The sequence below is a fragment of the Microbacterium atlanticum genome (assembly GCF_015277815.1).
Lineage (GTDB): Bacteria > Actinomycetota > Actinomycetes > Actinomycetales > Microbacteriaceae > Microbacterium > Microbacterium atlanticum.
Map to the genome: position 1 here is coordinate 2,234,037 of NZ_CP063813.1, position 19,485 is coordinate 2,253,521.

Annotated in this window: 17 protein-coding genes and 1 tRNA gene; 6 read left to right on the forward strand and 12 right to left on the reverse strand. The window is 71.6% G+C overall.

Annotated elements, in window-relative coordinates; all coding sequences use genetic code 11:
- Nucleotide 1: 1 nt before the first annotated feature.
- The 5 genes from IR212_RS10210 to IR212_RS10230 form a co-directional block, all read right to left on the reverse strand.
- Nucleotides 2–469 carry an FMN-binding protein gene (locus IR212_RS10210; RefSeq protein ID WP_194395817.1) on the reverse strand — a complete coding sequence of 156 codons (468 nt, stop codon included), beginning with the start codon at nt 467–469 and terminating at the stop codon, nt 2–4.
- 63 nt (nt 470–532) lie between these two features.
- On the reverse strand, nt 533–3,295 hold the full coding sequence (locus tag IR212_RS10215; RefSeq protein WP_194395818.1) for an HAD-IC family P-type ATPase: 2,763 nt from the start codon (nt 3,293–3,295) through the stop codon (nt 533–535).
- 73 nt (nt 3,296–3,368) lie between these two features.
- A complete protein-coding gene (locus IR212_RS10220) occupies nt 3,369–4,403 on the reverse strand; it encodes a ribose-phosphate diphosphokinase (RefSeq protein WP_194395819.1) in 1,035 nt (344 codons plus the stop codon).
- Nucleotides 4,378–5,850: a bifunctional UDP-N-acetylglucosamine diphosphorylase/glucosamine-1-phosphate N-acetyltransferase GlmU gene (gene glmU / locus IR212_RS10225; RefSeq protein ID WP_194395820.1), complete on the reverse strand. Its 1,473-nt coding sequence runs from the start codon at nt 5,848–5,850 to the stop codon at nt 4,378–4,380. Before glmU ends, IR212_RS10220 begins: the two co-directional genes overlap by 26 nt.
- A gap of 1 nt (nt 5,851) precedes the next feature.
- Nucleotides 5,852–5,923 (reverse strand) — tRNA-Gln (locus tag IR212_RS10230).
- A 78-nt stretch (nt 5,924–6,001) separates the two neighbouring features.
- On the opposite strand from IR212_RS10230, the gene IR212_RS10235 reads away from it, so the two are divergent.
- Nucleotides 6,002–6,511 (forward strand): MarR family winged helix-turn-helix transcriptional regulator, encoded by a 510-nt coding sequence (locus IR212_RS10235; protein ID WP_194395821.1) that lies wholly within the window; start codon nt 6,002–6,004, stop codon nt 6,509–6,511.
- 9 nt (nt 6,512–6,520) lie between these two features.
- Here IR212_RS10235 and IR212_RS10240 read toward each other — a convergent pair whose 3' ends face one another.
- Nucleotides 6,521–8,326: an ABC-F family ATP-binding cassette domain-containing protein gene (locus tag IR212_RS10240; RefSeq protein WP_194395822.1), complete on the reverse strand. Its 1,806-nt coding sequence runs from the start codon at nt 8,324–8,326 to the stop codon at nt 6,521–6,523.
- A gap of 12 nt (nt 8,327–8,338) precedes the next feature.
- Nucleotides 8,339–8,623: a metal-sensitive transcriptional regulator gene (locus IR212_RS10245; RefSeq protein ID WP_194395823.1), complete on the reverse strand. Its 285-nt coding sequence runs from the start codon at nt 8,621–8,623 to the stop codon at nt 8,339–8,341.
- A gap of 104 nt (nt 8,624–8,727) precedes the next feature.
- On the opposite strand from IR212_RS10245, the gene IR212_RS10250 reads away from it, so the two are divergent.
- The 3 genes from IR212_RS10250 to IR212_RS10260 are packed head-to-tail and all read left to right on the forward strand — an operon-like array spanning nt 8,728 to nt 10,767.
- Complete coding sequence (locus tag IR212_RS10250) at nt 8,728–8,913, forward strand: hypothetical protein (protein WP_194395824.1); 186 nt, start codon at nt 8,728–8,730, stop codon at nt 8,911–8,913.
- A gap of 11 nt (nt 8,914–8,924) precedes the next feature.
- Nucleotides 8,925–9,305, forward strand: a complete 381-nt coding sequence (trxA, locus tag IR212_RS10255; protein WP_194395825.1) for a thioredoxin — start codon at nt 8,925–8,927, stop codon at nt 9,303–9,305.
- Between the two features lie 19 nt (nt 9,306–9,324).
- Nucleotides 9,325–10,767 (forward strand): MBL fold metallo-hydrolase, encoded by a 1,443-nt coding sequence (locus IR212_RS10260; protein WP_194395826.1) that lies wholly within the window; start codon nt 9,325–9,327, stop codon nt 10,765–10,767.
- Between the two features lie 63 nt (nt 10,768–10,830).
- Here IR212_RS10260 and IR212_RS10265 read toward each other — a convergent pair whose 3' ends face one another.
- Genes IR212_RS10265 through IR212_RS10275 form a run of 3 tightly spaced genes read right to left on the reverse strand, consistent with a single transcriptional unit; the run spans nt 10,831 to nt 14,253 of the window.
- Nucleotides 10,831–12,213, reverse strand: a complete 1,383-nt coding sequence (locus tag IR212_RS10265; protein WP_194395827.1) for a GNAT family N-acetyltransferase — start codon at nt 12,211–12,213, stop codon at nt 10,831–10,833.
- 49 nt (nt 12,214–12,262) lie between these two features.
- The gene (locus IR212_RS10270; RefSeq protein WP_194395828.1) at nt 12,263–13,189 is read right to left on the reverse strand and encodes a 4-(cytidine 5'-diphospho)-2-C-methyl-D-erythritol kinase; all 927 of its coding nucleotides are present in this window, start codon (nt 13,187–13,189) and stop codon (nt 12,263–12,265) included.
- On the reverse strand, nt 13,186–14,253 hold the full coding sequence (locus tag IR212_RS10275; RefSeq protein ID WP_194395829.1) for an aldo/keto reductase: 1,068 nt from the start codon (nt 14,251–14,253) through the stop codon (nt 13,186–13,188). Before IR212_RS10275 ends, IR212_RS10270 begins: the two co-directional genes overlap by 4 nt.
- Nucleotides 14,254–14,436: 183 nt before the next feature.
- Between IR212_RS10275 and IR212_RS10280 the strand changes: the two genes are divergently transcribed.
- Nucleotides 14,437–16,023, forward strand: a complete 1,587-nt coding sequence (locus tag IR212_RS10280; RefSeq protein WP_194395830.1) for a stealth conserved region 3 domain-containing protein — start codon at nt 14,437–14,439, stop codon at nt 16,021–16,023.
- On the opposite strand, the gene IR212_RS10285 is transcribed toward IR212_RS10280, so the two are convergent.
- A complete protein-coding gene (locus tag IR212_RS10285) occupies nt 15,971–16,891 on the reverse strand; it encodes a phosphodiesterase (protein WP_194395831.1) in 921 nt (306 codons plus the stop codon). The two genes, IR212_RS10280 and IR212_RS10285, sit on opposite strands and share 53 nt — an antisense overlap.
- Before the next feature lie 120 nt (nt 16,892–17,011).
- A complete protein-coding gene (gene rsmA, locus IR212_RS10290; RefSeq protein WP_194395832.1) occupies nt 17,012–17,872 on the reverse strand; it encodes a 16S rRNA (adenine(1518)-N(6)/adenine(1519)-N(6))-dimethyltransferase RsmA in 861 nt (286 codons plus the stop codon).
- 142 nt (nt 17,873–18,014) lie between these two features.
- On the opposite strand from rsmA, the gene IR212_RS10295 reads away from it, so the two are divergent.
- The gene (locus IR212_RS10295) at nt 18,015–19,448 is read left to right on the forward strand and encodes a sugar porter family MFS transporter (RefSeq protein WP_194395833.1); all 1,434 of its coding nucleotides are present in this window, start codon (nt 18,015–18,017) and stop codon (nt 19,446–19,448) included.
- Nucleotides 19,449–19,485 lie beyond the last annotated feature (37 nt).

Sequence of the window (19,485 nt, forward strand, 5' to 3'; positions counted from 1 at the left end):
CCTACCCGGCCGCCTCGGACTTGATGGTCTCGATCGCCCGGTTGAATCCGCCGCTCGTCAGCGACGAGCCGGCCACGCGACTGACGGAGATCTCGTCGATGTCCTGCCCGACCACGACGTCGGCGATACCGCCGATGAACTGCCCCTGGTACTCCTCGGACTCACGCTTCTGCGGGTCGCCGGTCACCTCGACGTCGGTGATCACGTCGTCCTGCAGCGTCACGGTGACGGTGATGGTCTCGACCGACTCCGGGGTCGTGTACGAGCCGTCCGCGGTGTAGGTTCCGTCCGCGTACGAGCCTGAGGCGGCGCCGGTCGACCCGTTGGTCGAGCCTCCGTCCGAACCCGGGCCGGGCTCTTCGGCCTCGGATGCCGCGGGCGCGCAGCCGGCGAGGAGCGCGATCCCGGCGGCGGCGGTCAGTGCGGCGCCGACCCGCGCGCTGCGGGGTGCGAGGGCGATGCGGATCATGCGCGGTCCTCCTGGTGGTGTCGTCGGCGCGTGGGCGCCGTCGGTCGATCCTGGCAACGCCTCCTATGAGCCACCTTTGAGTGCGCCTCCCGGTCGCCGCGCCCGGGAGCGCAGCAGCGCCTTCAGCGCCTCGACGGCGAGGAAGATCGCGATCGACAGCACGAGCGGCAGCACCCATGCCGATGGCTCGAGCGGGCGGGAGGCGAAGAGCACGTTCATGAAGGGGACGTAGGTGTAGATGAGCTGCAGGACGATGAGAGCGAGCGCCGACCACCAGATGGCCTTGTTCCCCCGGAGCACGTCGAGGGTGAAGCTGGACCGGGTCAGGAAGCGGCAGTTGAACAGGTACGCCAGCTGACCGAGCGCCAGCATGAGCACCGCCTCGGTGCGGGCGACCTCGATCGGCACCCCCGTCGCGGACACGCCGTAGAACACGCCCATCGCCGCGCCGCCGATCAGGAGCGAGACCACCAGCACGAAGCCGAGCTCCGCGCGGTCGATGATCGGCCCGCCGGTCGCGCGCGGCGGCCGCCTCATGATCCCGCGCTCGGCCGGCTCGTAGGCCAGCGCGAGCGAGAGGGTCACCGCGGTGACCATGTTGACCCACAGCACCTGCACCGACGTGAGGGGAAGGGCGAGGCCGAACACGACCGCGACGAGGATCACGAGCGACTGCGCGCCGTTGGTGGGCAGCAGGAACACGATGGACTTGCGCAGGTTGTCGTAGATGCGCCGGCCTTCTGCGACCGCGCTGCGGATGGTGGCGAAGTTGTCGTCGGCCAGGACGAACTCGGCGGCCTCCTTGGTCGCCTCGGTGCCCTTGATGCCCATGGCGATGCCGACATCGGCCCGCGTGAGCGCAGGGGCGTCGTTGACGCCGTCGCCCGTCATGGCGACGACCTCGCCGTGGGACTGGAGCGCTCGCACGATGCGGATCTTGTGCTCCGGACTGGTGCGCGCGTAGACGTCCACATCGCGCACCACTTCGCGCAGCTGCTCCTGACTGAGCGCTTCGAGCTCGGTGCCCGTGAGCACCTCGGCGTCGGCGCCCGCCAGGCCCATCTCGCGCGCGATCGCGAGGGCGGTGCCGGCATGGTCGCCCGTGATCATCTTCACGGCGATGCCGGCGGTGTGGCAGTCGGCGATCGCGGCGACCGCCTCGGGACGCGGCGGATCCACGATTCCCCACAGCCCGATGAACTCGAGGTCGATGACATCGTCGAGCCCGAACGCGTCGGTGGTCGCGCGCACGGGCTTGCGCGCCGCGGCGAGCACGCGCAGGCCCTGGGAGCTGAGCGCCGCGATCTCCTCCTCCCAGCGCGCACGGTCCAGCGGCTCGGAGCCGCGCCTGCCCCGCTGCGTGAGCGAGCGCTCCAGCAGACGGTCGGGCGCGCCCTTGACGAGGATCGCCCGCGACACCTCGCCGGTGCCGCCTCCGGAGCGCGGCGCCTCGTTGAGCGTCGCCATGAGCTTGTTGGCGGAGTCGAAGGGAATCACCGCGATGCGCCGGCCGCCCGCGCCGCCGACCCCGCCCTTCATCGCCACGACCTTCAGCGCGCCCTCGGTGGGCTCTCCGACGAGGTTCCACGCGCCGCTGATGTCGTCGCGCACGACGTGCGCGTCGTTGCACAGCGTGGCGATCGCGAGGATCGCGGACAGGTCGCCGGGCAGGACGTCGCCTTCCGCCCCGCTCGCGCCACCGGTCGGCGTGATGCGTCCCTCGGGGCGGTAGCCGAGCCCCGTCACGTCGTAGTGCCCGAGCGGGGTCACGATGTGGCGGACCGTCATCTCGTTCCGGGTGAGAGTGCCGGTCTTGTCGGAGCAGACGGTGGTCACCGAGCCCAGCGCCTCGACGGCGGGAAGCTTGCGGGTGATCGCGTTGTGGCGGGCCATCTGCTGCACGCCGATCGCGAGGGTGATGGTGACCAGTGCGGGCAGCCCCTCCGGGATCGCCGCGACGGCGAAGCCGATGGCCGCCGAGATCAGCTCGGGGTACGGCATCCCGTGCAGGAAGCGGCCGATCATCATCATGACCGCGGCCATCGCGAGGATGACGAGAGTGAGGACCCGGCCGAAGCCGTCGAGCTGGCGGGTGAGCGGCGTGGCGAGCGCCTCGGCCTCGTCGGCGAGGGTCTGGATGCGGCCGAGCTCGGTGGTCGCGCCGGTCGCGGTGACGACACCTCGGCCTTGACCTGCGCTCACGATGGTGCCCGAGAAGGCCATCGAGCGGCGGTCGCCGACGCCGGCGTCGGGGGCGACGGGGTCGTCGGTCTTGGAGGACGGCACCGACTCGCCCGTGAGCGCGGCCTCGTCGATCCGCAGCTGGAACGCCTGGAGCAGCCGGAGATCGGCGGGAACCTTGTCGCCGGGCATCAGCTGCACCACGTCACCGGGAACCAGATCGGCCGCCGGCACGGTCACCCACCCGCCGTCGCGGCGGGCGCTCGCATCGGCCGACAGCATCCCGCGGATCCCGGCGAGCGCCTTCTCGGCGCGGCCCTCCTGGATGTAGCCGATCACCGCGTTGATGATCGCGACCGCCATGATGACCCAGAAGTCCAGCCAGTCCCCCATCAGCGCCTTGATGACCGCCGCGCCGAGGAGGATGTAGATCAGGGTGTCGTTGAAGTGCGAGAGGAACCGCAGCACTGCAGGTCGGCGCGCGGGCTCCGGGAGGCGGTTCGGTCCCGCGATGTCCAGCCGGCGCTCGGCGTCGGCGGAGCTGAGCCCCGCGGCGTCAGCCTCGAGATGGGCGAGAACGGCGTCGGCCGCCAGCGCCCACGGCCGCGCCACGGTCAGGCGGGCCTCTGTCAGCGGCTGCGGCATCCTCACTCCGTCCCTCCGGTGCCGCCGCCCCGGAAGGACCGGGGATCCCCGGCCGCCTCGTTCGGCGTCGGCGTCAGGCCGCTCCGTCGAACATGCTGGTGACGGAGCCGTCCTCGAACACTTCGTGGATCGCGCGTGCGAGCAGGGGCGCGATAGGCAGAATGGTAAGGCTCGCAAACCGCTTCTCGTCGGGGATCGGCACCGTGTCGGTGACGACGACCTGGTCGATCGCGGGACTCTGCAGGCGCTGGGCGGCGGGTTCGCTGAAGATGGCGTGGGTCGCGGCGACGATCACCTTGACGGCGCCGTTGGCCTTGAGCGCCTCCGCTGCCTTCACGATGGTGCCGCCGGTGTCGATCATGTCGTCGACGAGGAGGCACACCCGGCGGTCCACCTCGCCGACGATCTCGTTGACCGTGACCTGGTTCGCGACGTTGGGGTCGCGGCGCTTGTGGATGATCGCCAGCGGCGCCCCGAGGCTGTCGGACCACGTGTCGGCGACGCGCACGCGACCGGTGTCGGGCGAGACCACCGTCAGCAGCTCGCGATCGCCGTCGCCGAGCGTCTTCTCGAAGTACTCCAGCAGCACCGGCTTGGCGAAGAGGTGGTCGACCGGCCCGTCGAAGAAGCCCTGGATCTGCGCCGCGTGGAGGTCGACGCTCATGACCCGGTCGGCGCCGGCGGTCTTGAAGAGATCGGCGACCAGCCGCGCGCTGATCGGCTCGCGGCCCCGGCCCTTCTTGTCCTGTCGCGAGTACGGGAAGTACGGCGCGACCACGGTGATGCGCTTGGCCGACGCGCGCTTGGCGGCGTCGAGCATGATGAGCGTCTCCATCAGCCACTCGTTGACCGGCGGGCCGAAGCTCTGAATCAGGAAGAGGTCGCAGCCGCGGATCGACACCTCGAAGCGGGTGAGGATCTCCCCCGACGCGAAGGTGCGGTACTCGGTGGGGACGAGCTCGGTGCTCAGCTGCTCCGCGACCTTCTCGGCCAGCTCCGGGTGCGAGCTGCCGCGAGCGATGACGAGGCGCTTCTTGGTCTTCGCCACGAGGCCCGGGGCGATGTCGTTCGCCCGGTCGAGCTCAACGGTCTTCTTCTTGCGCGCCATCGTCCGCCTTCTGTGCGCCGCGGGCCCTGGCGGCGACATCCGCCGCACCGGTTCCCGGTCTGTTCTTCTCGACCCACCCCTCGACGTTGCGCTGGGGGGCGACGCTCAAAGCGAGGGCACCGGCGGGGACATCCTTGCGGATGACGGCCCCTGCCCCGGTCTTCGCGCCGTCTCCGATCCTAACGGGCGCCACGAAGACGTTGTGCGAGCCGGTGTGCACCTCGTCGCCGATCTCGGTGCGGTGCTTGGCGATGTCGTCGTAGTTGGCGGTGATGGCGCCGGCGCCGAGGTTCACGCCCGTGCCGATGGTGGTGTCGCCGATGTACGACAGGTGCGGCACCTTGCTGCGCTCGCCGATGGTCGAGTTCTTCGTCTCGACGAACGTGCCGATCTTGCCCCTGTCGCCGAGGTACGTGCCCGGTCGCAGATACGCGAACGGTCCGACCGTCGCGCCGGCGCCGATGACGGCGAGAGTGGCGTCGGTGCGGGTGACGGTCGCGTTCTGGCCGACCTCGCAGTCCACGAGACTGGTGTCGGGTCCGACAGTGGCGCCTTCTCCGATGACGGTCGCACGCAGGATGTGGGTGTTGGGCAGCACCGTCACATCGGCGGCCAGCTTCGCGTCCACGTCGATCCACGTCGTCGCCGGGTCGAGGATCGTCGCCCCCTCCAGCTGCCACCGCCGCACCGTGCGCGCGTTCAGCAGGCGGGCGGCCTCGGCCAGCTGAACGCGGTCGTTCACGCCGAGCGCAGCGGCGGCGTCGGGCGCCGGCTGGGCGGCCACGGCGAACCCGTCGCCGCGCAGCAGGGCGACGACGTCGGTGAGGTACTTCTCGCCTTGCGCGTTGGCGGTGCCGACGAGGGCGAGCTCGGTGCGCAGCGCGGTCGCCTGGAAGACGTACACGCCCGCGTTGATCTCCGTGACGGATGCCTCGTCCGCCGTGGCGTCCTTCTGCTCGACGATCCGCGACACCGCGCCGTCGGCATCGCGGATGACGCGTCCGTACCCGGTGGCGTCTCCCACCGTGGCGCTGAGGACCGTGGCGGCGACGGCGCCGTCGCGGTGGGTGCGCACGAGCGCTGCGAGCGTGTCGACCTCCAGGAGCGGCACATCGCCGCTCAGCACCAGCACATCGCCGGCGAAGTCCTCGAGCGCGTCCAGGGCCACCTCGACGGCGCGTCCCGTGCCGGGGATCTCATCCTGGTCGACGACGACGACGTCGGGCGCGGCGCCGGCCACCGCCTCGGCGACCAGGTCCCGCTCGTGGCGGACGACCACCACGACCCGCTCCGGCCGGAGCGCGAGGGCGGTGTCGAGCACGTGCCCGACGAGCGGGCGGCCGCCGATGCGGTGCAGCACCTTCGGCAGCGAGGACTTCATGCGCGTGCCCTGCCCTGCGGCGAGGACGACGACGGCCAGCGGGGTGTCACGGGAGGTGTCGGTCATGCTCCGCCGCCAGGACTCGAACCTGGACCTCACAGCTCCAAAGGCTGTCGTGCTGCCATTACACCACGGCGGACCGCGGCGTCCGTGGGGCGGAGCCGCCCGTCAAGTCTGCCAGACCGGTTCCGCTCCCCCGTCCCGCGATAATGGGGGCATGACGGCGCAGAGCGACGAGGTCGACCGGATCGTCGAGGCGTGGGTCACGCAGCGGCCGGACCTCGACTTCTCGCCGCTGGGGGTGCTGTCGCGCGTGGACCGGCTCTCGCGCCATCTCGATCGCGCGCGACGCGACGCCTTCCGCCGCAGCGAGCTGGAGCCCTGGGAGTGGGACGTGCTGTCGGCGCTGCGGCGGGCCGGCGAGCCGTTCCAGCTGAGCCCCAAGCAGCTGCTGCAGCAGACCCTCGTCTCCAGCGGCACCATGACCAACCGCATCGACCGGCTCGTCGGCCGCCGCCTGGTGCGCCGCGAGTCCGATCCCGACGACGGTCGCAGCGTGCTGGTGACGCTGACCGACGAGGGCAGGATCCGGGTGGATGCCGCGATCACGCGTCTCGTCGACGCGGAGGCGCTGCTGCTCGAGAGTCTGTCGCGCGCCGACCGCGACCGGCTGGCCGCACTGCTGCGAAAGCTCAGCCTGGGATTCGACGCGGCGGACCGGCTGTAGCGCCCCGGGTCAGCCGATCTGCTCGGTGAGCTCGAACCAGCGCTCCTCGACGCCGTCCCGGTCCTTCTCCAGCTCTCCGATGCGCGCCATCTCGGCGCCGAGACCGACGTAGTCGGACTGGTCGTGGTCGGCGAGCGCCGCTCGCGCGGCGTGGATCTGCGCCTCGAGCTTCTCCAGCCGCCGCTCCAGTGCCGCGACCTCCTTCTGCGCGGCCCGCAGCTCGGGGCCCGACAACCCGGGCACGGCGGCTGCGGCGGGCGCGGCATCCGTCCCCTTCGTCGTCGCCGGACCGGCAGCGCGCTCCCGCTCGCGCAGCCGCAGATACTCGTCCACGCCGCCCGGAAGGTGCCGGAGGCGGCCGCCGAGGATCGCGTACTGCTGGTCGGTGACGCGCTCGAGGAAGTACCGGTCGTGGGAGACGACCAGGAGCGTGCCGGGCCACGAATCGAGGAGATCCTCGATCGCGGCGAGCATGTCGGTGTCGAGGTCGTTCGTCGGCTCGTCGAGGATGAGCACGTTGGGCTGTTCGAGCAGGATGAGCAGCAGCTGCAGCCGCCGCTTCTGTCCACCCGACAGGTCCTTCACCGGCGTCGAGAGCTGCGCGCTCTGGAAGCCCATGCGCTCGAGGAGCTGGCCAGGCGTGAGCTCCTGCGCCTTGGACCCGCTTCCGAAGGTGTAGGTCGTGCGCAGCCGCGAGATGACGATGCGCACCGGTTCGTCCAGGTGCTCCTCGAGCTCGTCCAGCCGCTGCGTGAGTGTGGCGACCTTGACCGTCTTTCCGCGCTTCACCCGTCCCGTCGTCGGCTCGACGTCGCCCGAGACGAGACCCAGGAGCGTCGACTTCCCGGCGCCGTTGACACCGAGGATGCCGGTGCGCTCTCCGGGGGCGATGCGCCATTCGACGGGGTGCAGCACCTCTCGCCCGTGGTACGAGACGGCGGCGTCGAGGAGGTCGACGACGTCCTTGCCCAGGCGCGAGACGGCAAGCGAGCGCAGCTGGGTGGCGTCGCGGATCTCGGGCACGTCGGCGATGAGCTCGTTCGCGGCGTCGATGCGGAACTTCGGCTTCGACGTGCGGGCGGGAGCCCCCCGACGCAGCCACGCCAGCTCCTTGCGGGCGAGATTCTGTCGTCGCTGCTCGATCACCGCCGCCTGCCGGTCGCGTTCGACGCGCTGCAGGATGTACGCCGCGTAGCCGCCCTCGAACGGCTCCACGATGCGGTCGTGCACCTCCCAGGTCGTCGTGCACACCTCGTCGAGGAACCAGCGGTCGTGCGTCACGACCAGGAGCCCGCCCTGGTTCGCCGCCCAACGGCGCTTCACATGGTCGGCGAGCCAGGCGATCGCCTCGACGTCGAGGTGGTTGGTCGGCTCGTCGAGGAACAGCACATCGTGGTCGCCGACGAGGAGCGCCGCGAGCGACACCCGGCGCCGCTGGCCGCCGGAGAGCCCGGCGACGGACCCGTCCCACGCCAGGTCCCCCAGGAGCCCCGCGATGACGTCGCGGACCCGGGCGTCCCCCGCCCACTCGTGGTCGGGGCGTTCGCCGACGACCGACTGCCGCACCGTGAGGGCGTCGTCGAGGTGATCGGCCTGGTCGAGCACGCCGACGCGCACGCCGCCGCGCACCGTCACGCGCCCGCTGTCGGGCTCCAGGCGTCCGGCCAGCATCGCCAGCAGGCTCGACTTGCCGTCGCCGTTGCGCCCGACGACGCCGATGCGGTCGCCCTCGTCGATGCCCAGCGACACGCCGTCGAAGACGACTTTCGTCGGGAACTCCAGGTGAAGGGCCTCGGCCCCCAGAAGATGTGCCATGTCCCTTCCAGGCTAGGCGAGGGAGAGGAAGAGCTTCTCCAGTTCGTCGGGCTGGGTGCCGTCGGCGTCGGGGTCCGACAGGCACCCCTTCAGCGCTGTCGAGATGACGAGGAAGCCCGCCCGGTCGATGGCCTTGGAGACGGCCGAGAGCTGCTGGACGACGTCCCGGCAGTGCGCGTCGCCCTCCACCGCCGCGATGACGGCGGCGAGCTGGCCGTGCGCCCGTCGCAGCCGGTTGGCGATCTTGCGCTGAGCCTCGGGGTCGTAGGCCGAGATGGCCCCACTGCGGTCCGTCATGGCGGATCCTTCCGATCGGATTTGACATCGATAATACCCCGTGGGGTATAGTGGTGTTATACCCCCCAGAGTATTGATGCGATCAAACGGAAGCGAGTGGATTCATGTGCAGGGCAACGACATGCCGCATCTGCGGGAAGACGACGTGGGCCGGGTGCGGAGAGCACGTGCAGTCCGTGAAGCGGACCGTGCCGGCCTCGCAATGGTGCGACGGCAACCACACCGCGGTGCAGCGCGACGCCGCGACCGCGACCCGCGGCGGCTTCTTCGCACGCCTCTTCAGCCGATAGGACCGGAACCCATGACTACGACAGCACTCACCGCCGCCGACTTCGAGACCACCGTGACCGGCGAGGGCATCGTCCTCGTCGACTTCTGGGCCGCCTGGTGCGGTCCCTGCCGGGCGTTCGCACCGGTGTTCGAGCAGGCCGCCGCCCGGCACCCCGACATCGTGTTCGCGAAGGTCGACACCGAAGCGGAGCAGCAGCTCGCCGCGGCGATGCGCATCACCTCCATCCCCACCCTGATGGTCTTCCGCGACGGCATCCTCGTCTTCTCGCAGCCGGGCGCCCTCGCCGCGCCCCAGCTCGAGCAGCTCGTCGCGGGCGCCCGCGCCCTCGACATGGACGACGTCCGGCGACAGATCGCCGCACACGAACCCCGCGGCGCGGACGCCGCCTGACCAGACGACGGAGACCGACATGCTGCTCGAGCACATCTACGACGAGGACCTCGCCCAGGCGAGCTACGTGATCGGATGTCAGGCCGAGGGCGTGGCGATCGTCGTCGACCCGCGCCGCGACGTCGACGTCTATCTCGAGATCGCCCGCAAGAACGGGATGACGATCACTGCGGTGACCGAGACCCACATCCACGCGGACTACCTGTCCGGCACGCGCGAGCTCGCGGCCAGGACCGGCGCGACGATGCACGTCTCCGACGAGGGCGGCCCCGACTGGACGTACGGCAGCGGCTTCGCCGACGCGGTGAGGATGAAGGACGGTCACGAGATCCGGATCGGCAACATCACCGTCACGGCGGTGCACACCCCGGGCCACACCCCCGAGCATCTGTCGTTCCTCGTCACCGACGGCGCCCATGCCGACGCCCCCGGCTTCATGCTGACCGGCGACTTCGTGTTCGTCGGCGACATCGGGCGCCCCGATCTGCTCGACGAAGCGGCGGGCGGCGTCGGCACACGTTTCTCCGGAGCCCGGGACCTCTTCGCGAGTCTGCGCGAGAAGTTCCTCACGCTGCCGGACTACGTGCAGGTGCTCCCCGCGCACGGCTCGGGAAGCGCGTGCGGCAAGGCGCTCGGCGCGGTGCCCACGTCGACCGTCGGCTACGAGCGCGCCTTCGCGTGGTGGAGCCGCTATCTCCGCGACGACGACGAGCAGGGCTTCGTCGACGAACTGCTCAGCGGCCAGCCCGACGCCCACGCGTACTTCGCGCGGATGAAGGCGCAGAACAAGAGCGGCCCCGCCGTTCTCGGTCCCCGGCCCCCCCTGGTCGAGTACGCACCCGACCGCCTGCGGGCGGCGCTGTCCGCCGATGAGGTGATCTTCGTCGACACCCGCCACCACCGCCAGGTGCACGAGGGGACGGTCGCCCGTTCGCTCAACATCCCGGGTGCGGCGAAGGCCGCCACCTACGGCGCGTGGGTGTACGACCCCGAGCGCGAGAGCCGCCCGCTGGTCGTCCTGGGGGAGGACCGCGAACACGCCGACGAGCTGCGTGATCATCTGGTCCGCGTCGGGATCGACGCGGTCGCCGGCTTCGCGACGTCTCTCGCGGGCCTCGACCTCGTCACGCCCGCCACGGTGGCGCCGGACGCCCTCGGAGGATTCCCGCACTCGCTCCTGCTGGACGTGCGCAACAGGACGGAGTACGCGGCGGGGCACCTGCCCGGCGCGCAGCAGCTCAGCGGCGGACGCGCCCTGTGGGAGCGGGCCCGGCTCGCGGGCGCGGGCACGATCGTCACGTACTGCCAGAGCGGCGTGCGCAACAGCGTCACGGCCAGCGCCCTGCGTCGCGGCGGGTTCGACGTCGTCGAGCTCGACGGGTCGTACCTCGGCTGGCTGGCCGTCCCGGGCAATGTGCCGGTGACCGACGAGACCGCGTCCGGCACCACGCTCGCGGCATAACGCGCCCTGAGCGCAGCCCACCGCCACCCGGAGATCCGCAGTGGACCCCACGCTGACCGGCGATCAGTACCAGATGCTGAGCCTCGGCGCGGCGTGCCACGACAGCACGCGCGTCGCGAGCGCGAGCGGTCCGGTGCCGTCGGCGGCCTCGTCCGCGGCATCCGCCACGCTCACCCGGCCCGCCGCGGCGAGAGTGGCGAGCGAGACACCGCCGAGGTACGTCGCCGACAGCTCGGCGATGCCCAGCCTCACCACGACGGCACCGGCCGGCGCCTCATCGTCGGCCAGTGCCCTGACCCGTCCGGCGCCCGTGTCGTCGACCTCGAGCAGGTAGCGGCCGCCGGCGAGGTCGAGCACGTCCGAGACCTCGAGCACGAGACGACCGGGGGCGCCGTAGCGGCGGGTGTCGAGGGCCGCGACCACGTCGACGATCCGCACGTACTGGTGGTCGCGCACCGTGACCGTCGCCGCCCGCTGGTCGGCGATCATCCACAGCAGCGGCTCGTCGACCGACAGCTCGCCGGCGTGCACCTCGCTGACCAGGTCGAGCTCCAGCAGGAACCGCCACAGCGCGGCGTACGCGGCATCCGTCTCCGCCAGCAGGTAGTGGACGTTGACCGTGGCCTTGGTGAAGTCGTCGTGGTTCTCGCGCACCGTGTACACCGCCGCGCCCCGCACCTCTCCGTCCGCGTCGGCGTACTGCACGGCGCGGCGCTCGGTGGCCTTCTCGGCGGTCGGGTTGGTGCCGGCGAAGTTGTCCCAGTGGCTGCCGGGCACATCGATCTCGCCCGCGGTGCGCCGGCGCACGCGGTCATGCAGCACCGGCATCAGCTCGCGCACCCTCTCGCGGCTCACGAAGTCGATGCGCCCGTCGGGGCGTGGCCCCACCCACCCGGCCCGCTTGGTCTCGATGCGCCACGAGGCGCCTGCCGCGGCCGGCGAGAACCCGTAGCGTCCGTACAGCGTCGACTCGCTCACCGTGAGCATCGCCATCGGAAGCCCGGCGTCCCGGGCGGCGCGCAGCTCGCCCTCGAGCATCGCCCGCGCGACGCCCCGCCGGCGGTGCGTCGGCGCGACGGTGACGGCCGAGATCGCGCACGACGGGATGGCGCGTCCGCCGGGGACCGTCAGCTCGCCGATCCACGACGCGATCGTCGCCACGGGAGCCTCCGGCACCGGCGTGGCGCCGTCGTACACACCCGTGAGCCGGCGGTATGCGCTGCGTTCGCGCGACGCCGCGATCTGCTCGTCGCTGCGCTCCCCGTCCTGGAACCCGCGTGCGACCGACTGCTGCCAGGGCGCGAACTCGTCGCCGTCGACGGCGACGCGGCGGTAGACCAGGCCGCTTTCGGCGAGCCGCTCGCGCGACCGGGGGTCGACGTCGCCCGCGCGGAAGGCGGCGCGGTCGGTCTCGCCGACGAGGGCGTGGGCATCGGACGCGTTCATGGGTCTTCCCTCTCCGCCGCGGTGCGCGGCTGGGTCGATTCGGTCGTTCCTACGGCAGCACGCGGGCGCCGGTGACGGGCCCGTGCACGTGGAGGGCCTCATAGCCCGCCGCTGACAGCGTGATCTGCACCTCGAGCGCCGACTCGGGGTCGGCGGCGAGGAAGGCGAGCGTCGGGCCGGATCCCGAGACCATGCCGGTCAGCGCGCCGGACGCCTCGCCCAGCTCCAGCACCGCGCGCAGGTCGGGGCGCAGCGACAGCGCGGCGATCTGCAGGTCGTTGCGGGCATGCTCGGCCAGCGCGACCGGGTCGCCGGCGCGCAGCGCCTGGAGCACGCCCGGGTCGACCGCCGGCACCCGGGGGCCGCCGGCGATGTCGGGGCGATCGCGCAGCTCGTCGAGGTGCGCATAGACCTCGGGCGTCGACAGCCCGGCGTCCGAAGGGACCACGACCCAGTCGAAACGGCCCTTGGCGAGAGCCGGACTGAGCTGGTCGCCTCTCCCGGTTCCGATCGCGGTGCCGCCCAGCAGGGCGAAGGGCACATCGGCGCCGAGGCGCGACGCGAGCTTCAGCAGCTCCGCCGTGCCGAGCTCCGCGCCCCACAGCGCATCGCACGCGACCAGGGCGGCGGCGGCATCCGCCGACCCTCCGCCCATTCCCCCGGCGACGGGCACGTGCTTGACGATGTCGAGGTGCACCCCGCCGGCGTGGTCGATCCGCTGCGCGACGAGGCGGGCTGCCCGGACGGCGAGGTTGCGGTCGTCGGCGGGCACTCCGGAGACGTCGACGGTGCCCGTGACGGCGACCGTGAACTCGTCGGAAGGCGTGGCCCACACGTCCTCATACAGCGAGACCGCCTGGTACGCCGACGCGACGTCGTGATACCCGTCCGGCTGCACGCCGCCCACCTGGAAGAACAGGTTGAGCTTGCCCGGCGCCCGGACCCTGACGCCGTCGGCGGCGAGGGCCTGGCTCACCGGTTCGCCGATTCCGCCCAGAGGTCGACGTCGATCCCGTCCGAGAGTGCGTCGATGCGCTCCTCCTCCTCCATGGTGAAGGCCGGGCCCTCCAGCGCCTTCAGGTTCTCGTCCAGCTGAGCGGGACGGGAGGCGCCGATGAGCGCCGAGGCGACCACGGGGTCCCGCAGCACCCACTGGATCGCCATCTGCGCGAGCGTCTGCCCGCGCTCCCTGGCCACGACGTCCAGCGAGCGCAGCGTCGACAGGCCCTTGTCGCTGAGGGGGCCGCCGGGAAGCGATGCCCGCTGCTGCGCGCGGTCGGCGGTGCCGCCGGCGAGGTACTTGTCGGTGAGAAGGCCCTGCGCGAGAGGCGTGAACGCGATCGCACCCATCCCCTCCTTCTTCAGCACGCCGGTCAGGCCGTCCTCGACCCAGCGGTTCAGGATCGAATACGCCGGCTGGTGGATGACCAGCGGGGTGCCGAGGGAACGGGCGACGGATGCCGCGACCGCCGTGCGCTCGGCACTGTACGACGAGATGCCGACGTAGAGCGCCTTGCCCTGGCGCACGAGCGTGTCGAGGGCGCCCACGGTCTCCTCGATCGGCACCTCGGGATCGACGCGGTGCGAGTAGAAGATGTCGACGTAGTCGATGCCCATCCGCTTCAGCGACTGCTCGGCGCTGGCGATGATGTACTTGCGCGACCCGCCGTCCCCGTAGGGTCCGTGCCACATGTCGTAGCCGGCCTTGGACGAGATGATCAGCTCGTCGCGATACGGCGCGAAGTCCTCACGAATCATCCGGCCGAAGTTCGTCTCGGCCGTGCCGTACGGCGGTCCGTAGTTGTTCGCGAGATCGAAGTGGGTGATGCCGCGGTCGAACGCATGCCGCAGCAGCGCGCGCTGGTTGTCGAAGGGGATGTTGTCGCCGAAGTTCCACCACAGCCCCAGCGAGACCGGCGGCAGCGTGAGCCCGGAGGTGCCGACGCGGCGGTAGGCCGATCCCGAGTAGCGGTCGGCAGCGGCGGTGTAGGGGCGGTGGAGGTCTCCTCCACGGGAGAGGTAGCGCGCGTCTTCGGTCACCGGTCCAGGCTATCGGCGTGGACCGGTGCGCGCAGGAGGCCGCCGAGGACATATCATCGGACCCCGTGTCAAGGGCCTCGCCCCGAAACGTCCTCGTAACGGAATCTGCCTATGGTGACGTCACCGGGCGTGAGCCCCGCCCCCGCGTCACCGCCCACCCGCCTCGCCCAGAAGGAGGACCGCATGACCATGCTGTCTGCGCTGCCCCGTGCCACCGACCCGTCGACCGCGCTCATCGAGCGTCCCGACGTGGTCGTCGACCGCGGCATCCTCCATCTCGTCCACGACGATCTCGCACCGCACGAGGCGCGCGAGGCCGACCTGCTGCTGGTCGCGTCCGCGCTCGAGGAGGCGGGCATCGAGGTCCTCCTCGTCCGCCACGACCGGCGCCTCCCCGCCCTGGTCGTCGACCTGAGCCGCCGCGACGCCGCGCAGGCGGCGCTCGCGGCCGTCTGCGACCGCGAGCCGCTGTACGTCAAGGCCAAGGGTCGCGCGCCGGTGCTCGCGAGCGATGCGACCGCCGTCGCCGAGACCCCGTCGGTCGTGCGCGTGTACCGGCCGCGCCTGACCCGGTCGGGCGACCACCGCTACGGGGCGGCCTGGGGTGTGCACCTGGAGTTCTGGCGCTTCGGCGCCGACACCGTCGATGCGCCGCGCGACAACGCGCTGACCCGCCGCACCACCGCCTTAGGCGACATCGCCTACGAGACCGTCGAGCGCCACGGCCGCCGGTGGCGCACGATCGCCGGCATGTTCGACCCGCAGCCGCTCGAAGTGACCGACGACATCGACATCGTCTTCTCGTGGGTGGACGGCTCCGCCAGCGAGTTCCAGCGACAGCGGGCCGCCCAGATGGCCGAGTACGTCGTGGGCGAAGGCGACGACGGGCCGGCGCGCTACCGGCACGTCGACGAGCTGCGCTACGCCCTGCGCAGCGTGCACATGTACGCGCCGTGGGTGCGGCGCATCTTCATCGCGACCGACTCCCCGGTGCCCGCATGGCTGGCCGACCACCCGAAGGTCACCGTCGTGCGCAGCGAGGAGTTCTTCGCCGACCCGTCGGTGCTCCCGACGCACAACTCCCACGCGGTCGAAGCGCAGCTGCACCGCATCCCGGGGCTGGCCGAGCACTTCCTGTATTCGAACGACGACATGTTCTTCGGCCGGCCCGTCGAGCCCGAGATGTTCTTCACGCCCGGCGGGGTGACGAAGTTCGTCGAGTGCGAGGTGCGCATCGGCCCCGGCGCCCCGGCACCGCATCGCAGCGGTCACGACAACGGGCTGCGGGTCAATCGCGCGCTCCTGCGGGAGCGGTTCGGCCGCACGATCGTGCGCGACCTCGAGCACTGCGCGGCGCCGCTGCGCAAGAGCGTGATGGCTGAGCTCGAGGCGGCGTTCCCCGAGGACTTCGCCCGGACCGCGGCATCCCGCTTCCGCTCCGCCACCGACATCTCGGTGACCAACAGCCTGTACCACTACTACGCGCTGCTCACGGGGCGGGCGATCGCGACGCGTGCCCCCCGCGTGCGCTACGTGCAGACGACGGTGGCCTCGGGACTGCGCCGGATGGAGCGGCTCACCGAGCGCGCGGACGCCGACATGTTCTGCCTCAACGACGGCGGCGAGGCCGAGGTGCCCGAGGAGATCCGCGTGCGGGCGATCCGCGACGCACTCGAGCGCATGTTCCCGGTCCGCGCGCCGTGGGAGCGGGACGACGTCAGCGCAGCACGGGAATCGGCTCGGTCGGCGCATCCCGCCGCGCGGCGCTGAAGGGCGCCACGCCCGCCGACGACAGCCGGCGCGCGGCCTCGTCGGCGTCGATGTGCTCCAGCGCGCGGGGCGCGTCGACCGGCACGACCGAGTGCACCACCGTGTCGTCGTAGACGTGCACGATGTTGAACGCCTGGGCGCCGTCCTGCGGCCGGGTGCCGCCGGCCGGCACGGTGAGATCCTGCGCGTAGCAGGTCGACGAGGCCACCGAGACGGGGATGCCCGCGAACGTCGCGAAGGTCGAGTAGTGCAGGTGCCCGGCGATGATCGCGCGCACGTCGGTGCCCCGCAGCACATGGCCCAGGCGCCGCTGGTCGCGCAACTCGACGGTGGCCGCGAGGGGCAGCACGCTCGGGACCGGGGGGTGGTGCATCGCGAGGACGGTTCCGAGCGGCGCCGGCGTCGCGAGCACGCCGGCCAGCCACGCGAGCTGTGCGTCGCTCACCTCGCCGTGGTGCCGGCCGGGGACCGTGGTGTCGAGCGTGATGACACGCAGGCCGTCGAGCTCGTCGACCCGGTCCACCGGATCCACGTCGGATGCCTCGTCCAGGAGGCCCGCTCGGAAGGCGCCGCGGTCGTCGTGGTTGCCCATCACCCACAGCACGCGCGCACCCAGGCGCGCGGCGAACGGCTCGATGAGCGCCCTCAGGGTGGCGTACGCGCCGGGCTCGCCGAGATCGGCGAGATCGCCGGTGACGACGATCGCGTCGGGCCTGACGGCGCTGGACTCGATGGCGGCGATGGTCTGCGCCAGGCGCTCGGCGCCGTCGACGGCGTCGAAGAGGCGCGGGGTGGCGGCATCCCGGAGGTGGGTGTCGCTCAGGTGCAGCAGGATGCGTTCGGGGGCCGGGTACTCGGCGGTGCGCATGTCGGGTTCACTCCGGTCCGCCGGATGGCGATCTGCCAGTGTAACCGGACGGCGGACGCTCGGAATGTTACCGGCTTGTTTCCGGAGGACCCCGACGACGCGGTGAAGATCCGCTGAATATCAGCTGTCCCCCGGATCTGCGGCAGCGCGGGCGATGCGCACGTACTCGTCGATGGAGAGGTCCTCGCCGCGCGCCGTAGGCGCCACCCCGGCCGATTCCAGGACGCCGGATGCCGCGGCCGCCGATCCGCCGAGCACCTGCGAGAGCGCCTGGCGCAGCATCTTGCGGCGCTGCTGGAACGCCGCGTCGACGATGCCGAAGGTGCGACGGCGGAGCAGCTCGTCGCCGCGCGGCTCGGGGTCGCGGCGGAAGCCCACGAGCACCGAGTCGACGTTGGGCACCGGCCAGAAGACCTGACGCGAGACCGTGCCGGCCAGCCGCCACGGCCCGTACCACGCGGCCTTCGCGCTGGGCGCGCCGTACACCTTCGATCCCGGCGCCGCCGCGAGACGCTCACCCACCTCGGCCTGCACCATCACCACACCGCGCTGAAGACCCGGGAACGTCTCGAGGAAGTGCAGCAGGACCGGCACGCTGACGTTGTAGGGCAGGTTCGCCACCAGCACAGCGGGATCCCCCGGCAGCGCCGTGACGCGCAGCGCGTCGGCGTCCACCACGGTGAGCGCGCCGTCCCCGACGCCGTGGGCGGCCGCGGTCGACGGCAGCCGCGCGGCCAGACGGTGATCGATCTCGACGGCGGTGACGGATGCCCCGGCCTCGAGGATCGCGAGGGTCAGCGACCCCAGCCCCGGCCCGACCTCCACCACCCGGTCGCCGGCGGCGACCTCCGCCACGGCCACGATCTTGCGGACCGTGTTGGCGTCCACGACGAAGTTCTGCCCGAGCTTCTTCGTCGGCGTCACGTCGAGCTCGGCGGCCAGCGCGCGGATTTCGGCCGCACCGAGGAGTGTCACGGGCATGCGTTCACTGTAGCCGCGTGCCGTGCTCGGTCCCGTCCCCTCGACCGCGCGCAACTCCTTGACACCGTCGGGGGCGGCGCGCCAGGGTGAGCCCAGGGTACGGGCGACGGCGCGTGCCGGGGGCGAACGAGGAGGTCCAGCCATGAGCTCGGCGCACACACCCGGCCACGACGTCTCGGTCCCCCTCGCGCGGGTGGTGCTCGTCGCGTCGACCGCCGCCCTCGGCGGGTTCCTGTTCGGCTTCGACACCGCCGTGATCAACGGCGCGGTGAGCGCGATCGGAGAGCAGTTCCAGACCGGGCCGTTCCTGCTGGGCTTCGCGGTCGCCTCAGCTCTCATCGGCTGCGCGATCGGCGCGTGGTTCGCCGGCCGCATCGCGGATCGGTACGGGCGCATCCGCGTCATGATCATCGCCGCGATCCTCTTCGTCGCGAGCGCCCTCGGCTGCGGCCTGGCCTTCAGCGTGTGGGACCTCTCGTTCTGGCGCATCGTCGGCGGGCTCGGAGTCGGGGCGGCATCCGTCATCGCCCCCGCCTACATCGCAGAGGTGTCACCGCCCGCCTACCGGGGCCGGCTGGGATCGCTCCAGCAGATGGCGATCGTCACGGGCATCTTCGTCGCGCTCCTCACGGACGCCGGCATCGTCGCCGCCGCGGGCACGGCCACCGCCCCCTGGCTGCTCGGCCTCGAGGCGTGGCGTTGGATGTTCCTGTCGGAGCTCATCCCCGCAGTGATCTACGGCGTGCTGGCCCTCACCATCCCCGAGTCCCCCCGCTACCTCATCGCACGCGGTGAGATGACGCGGGCGAAGGACGTGCTCGCGCGCTACGTCGGCGGCGACGTCGAGAAGACCTCGACCGACATCCTCAAGACGGTCGAGGGCAAGGAGGATCGGCCGCGGTTCCGCATCCTGCGCGGCAGGAGTTTCGGCCTGCTCCCCATCGTCTGGATCGGCATCGGCCTGTCGGTGCTCCAGCAGTTCACGGGCATCAACGTCATCTTCTACTACTCCACGACGCTGTGGCAGGCTGTCGGGTTCACCGAGCAGGACTCGCTCACCATCACGGTGATCACCTCGGTGACCAACATCGTCACGACGATCATCGCGATCCTGCTGATCGACCGCGTGGGGCGCAAGCCGCTGCTGCTCATCGGGGCGATGGGCCAGTTCGCCTGCCTGGCCGTGCTGACGGTGATGTTCGCCTCGGCTCCGATCGTCGACGGCGAGCCGGTGCTGGAGGGGGCCGCCGGCACGATCGCGCTCCTCGCGGCGAATCTCTACGTCGTGTTCTTCGGCGCGTCGTGGGGCCCGGTCGTGTGGGTGCTGCTGGGCGAGATGTTCAGCAACCGGATCCGCGCGGTGGCCCTCTCGGTCGCGGCGGCCGCGCAGTGGGCGGCCAACTTCGTCATCTCGACGACCTTCCCCGCCCTCGCCGCGGTCGGGCTCGGCCTCGCGTACGGCGTCTACACCTTCTTCGCGTTCGTCGCGATCTTCTTCGTCATCCGGTACGTCCGCGAGACGAAGGGGCAGACCCTCGAGTCGATGCAGGATGCCCCCGCCCGCGCACCGCGCTAGGAGGTCGCTGCGGGCCGGAACCGCGGCTCGGATCCCC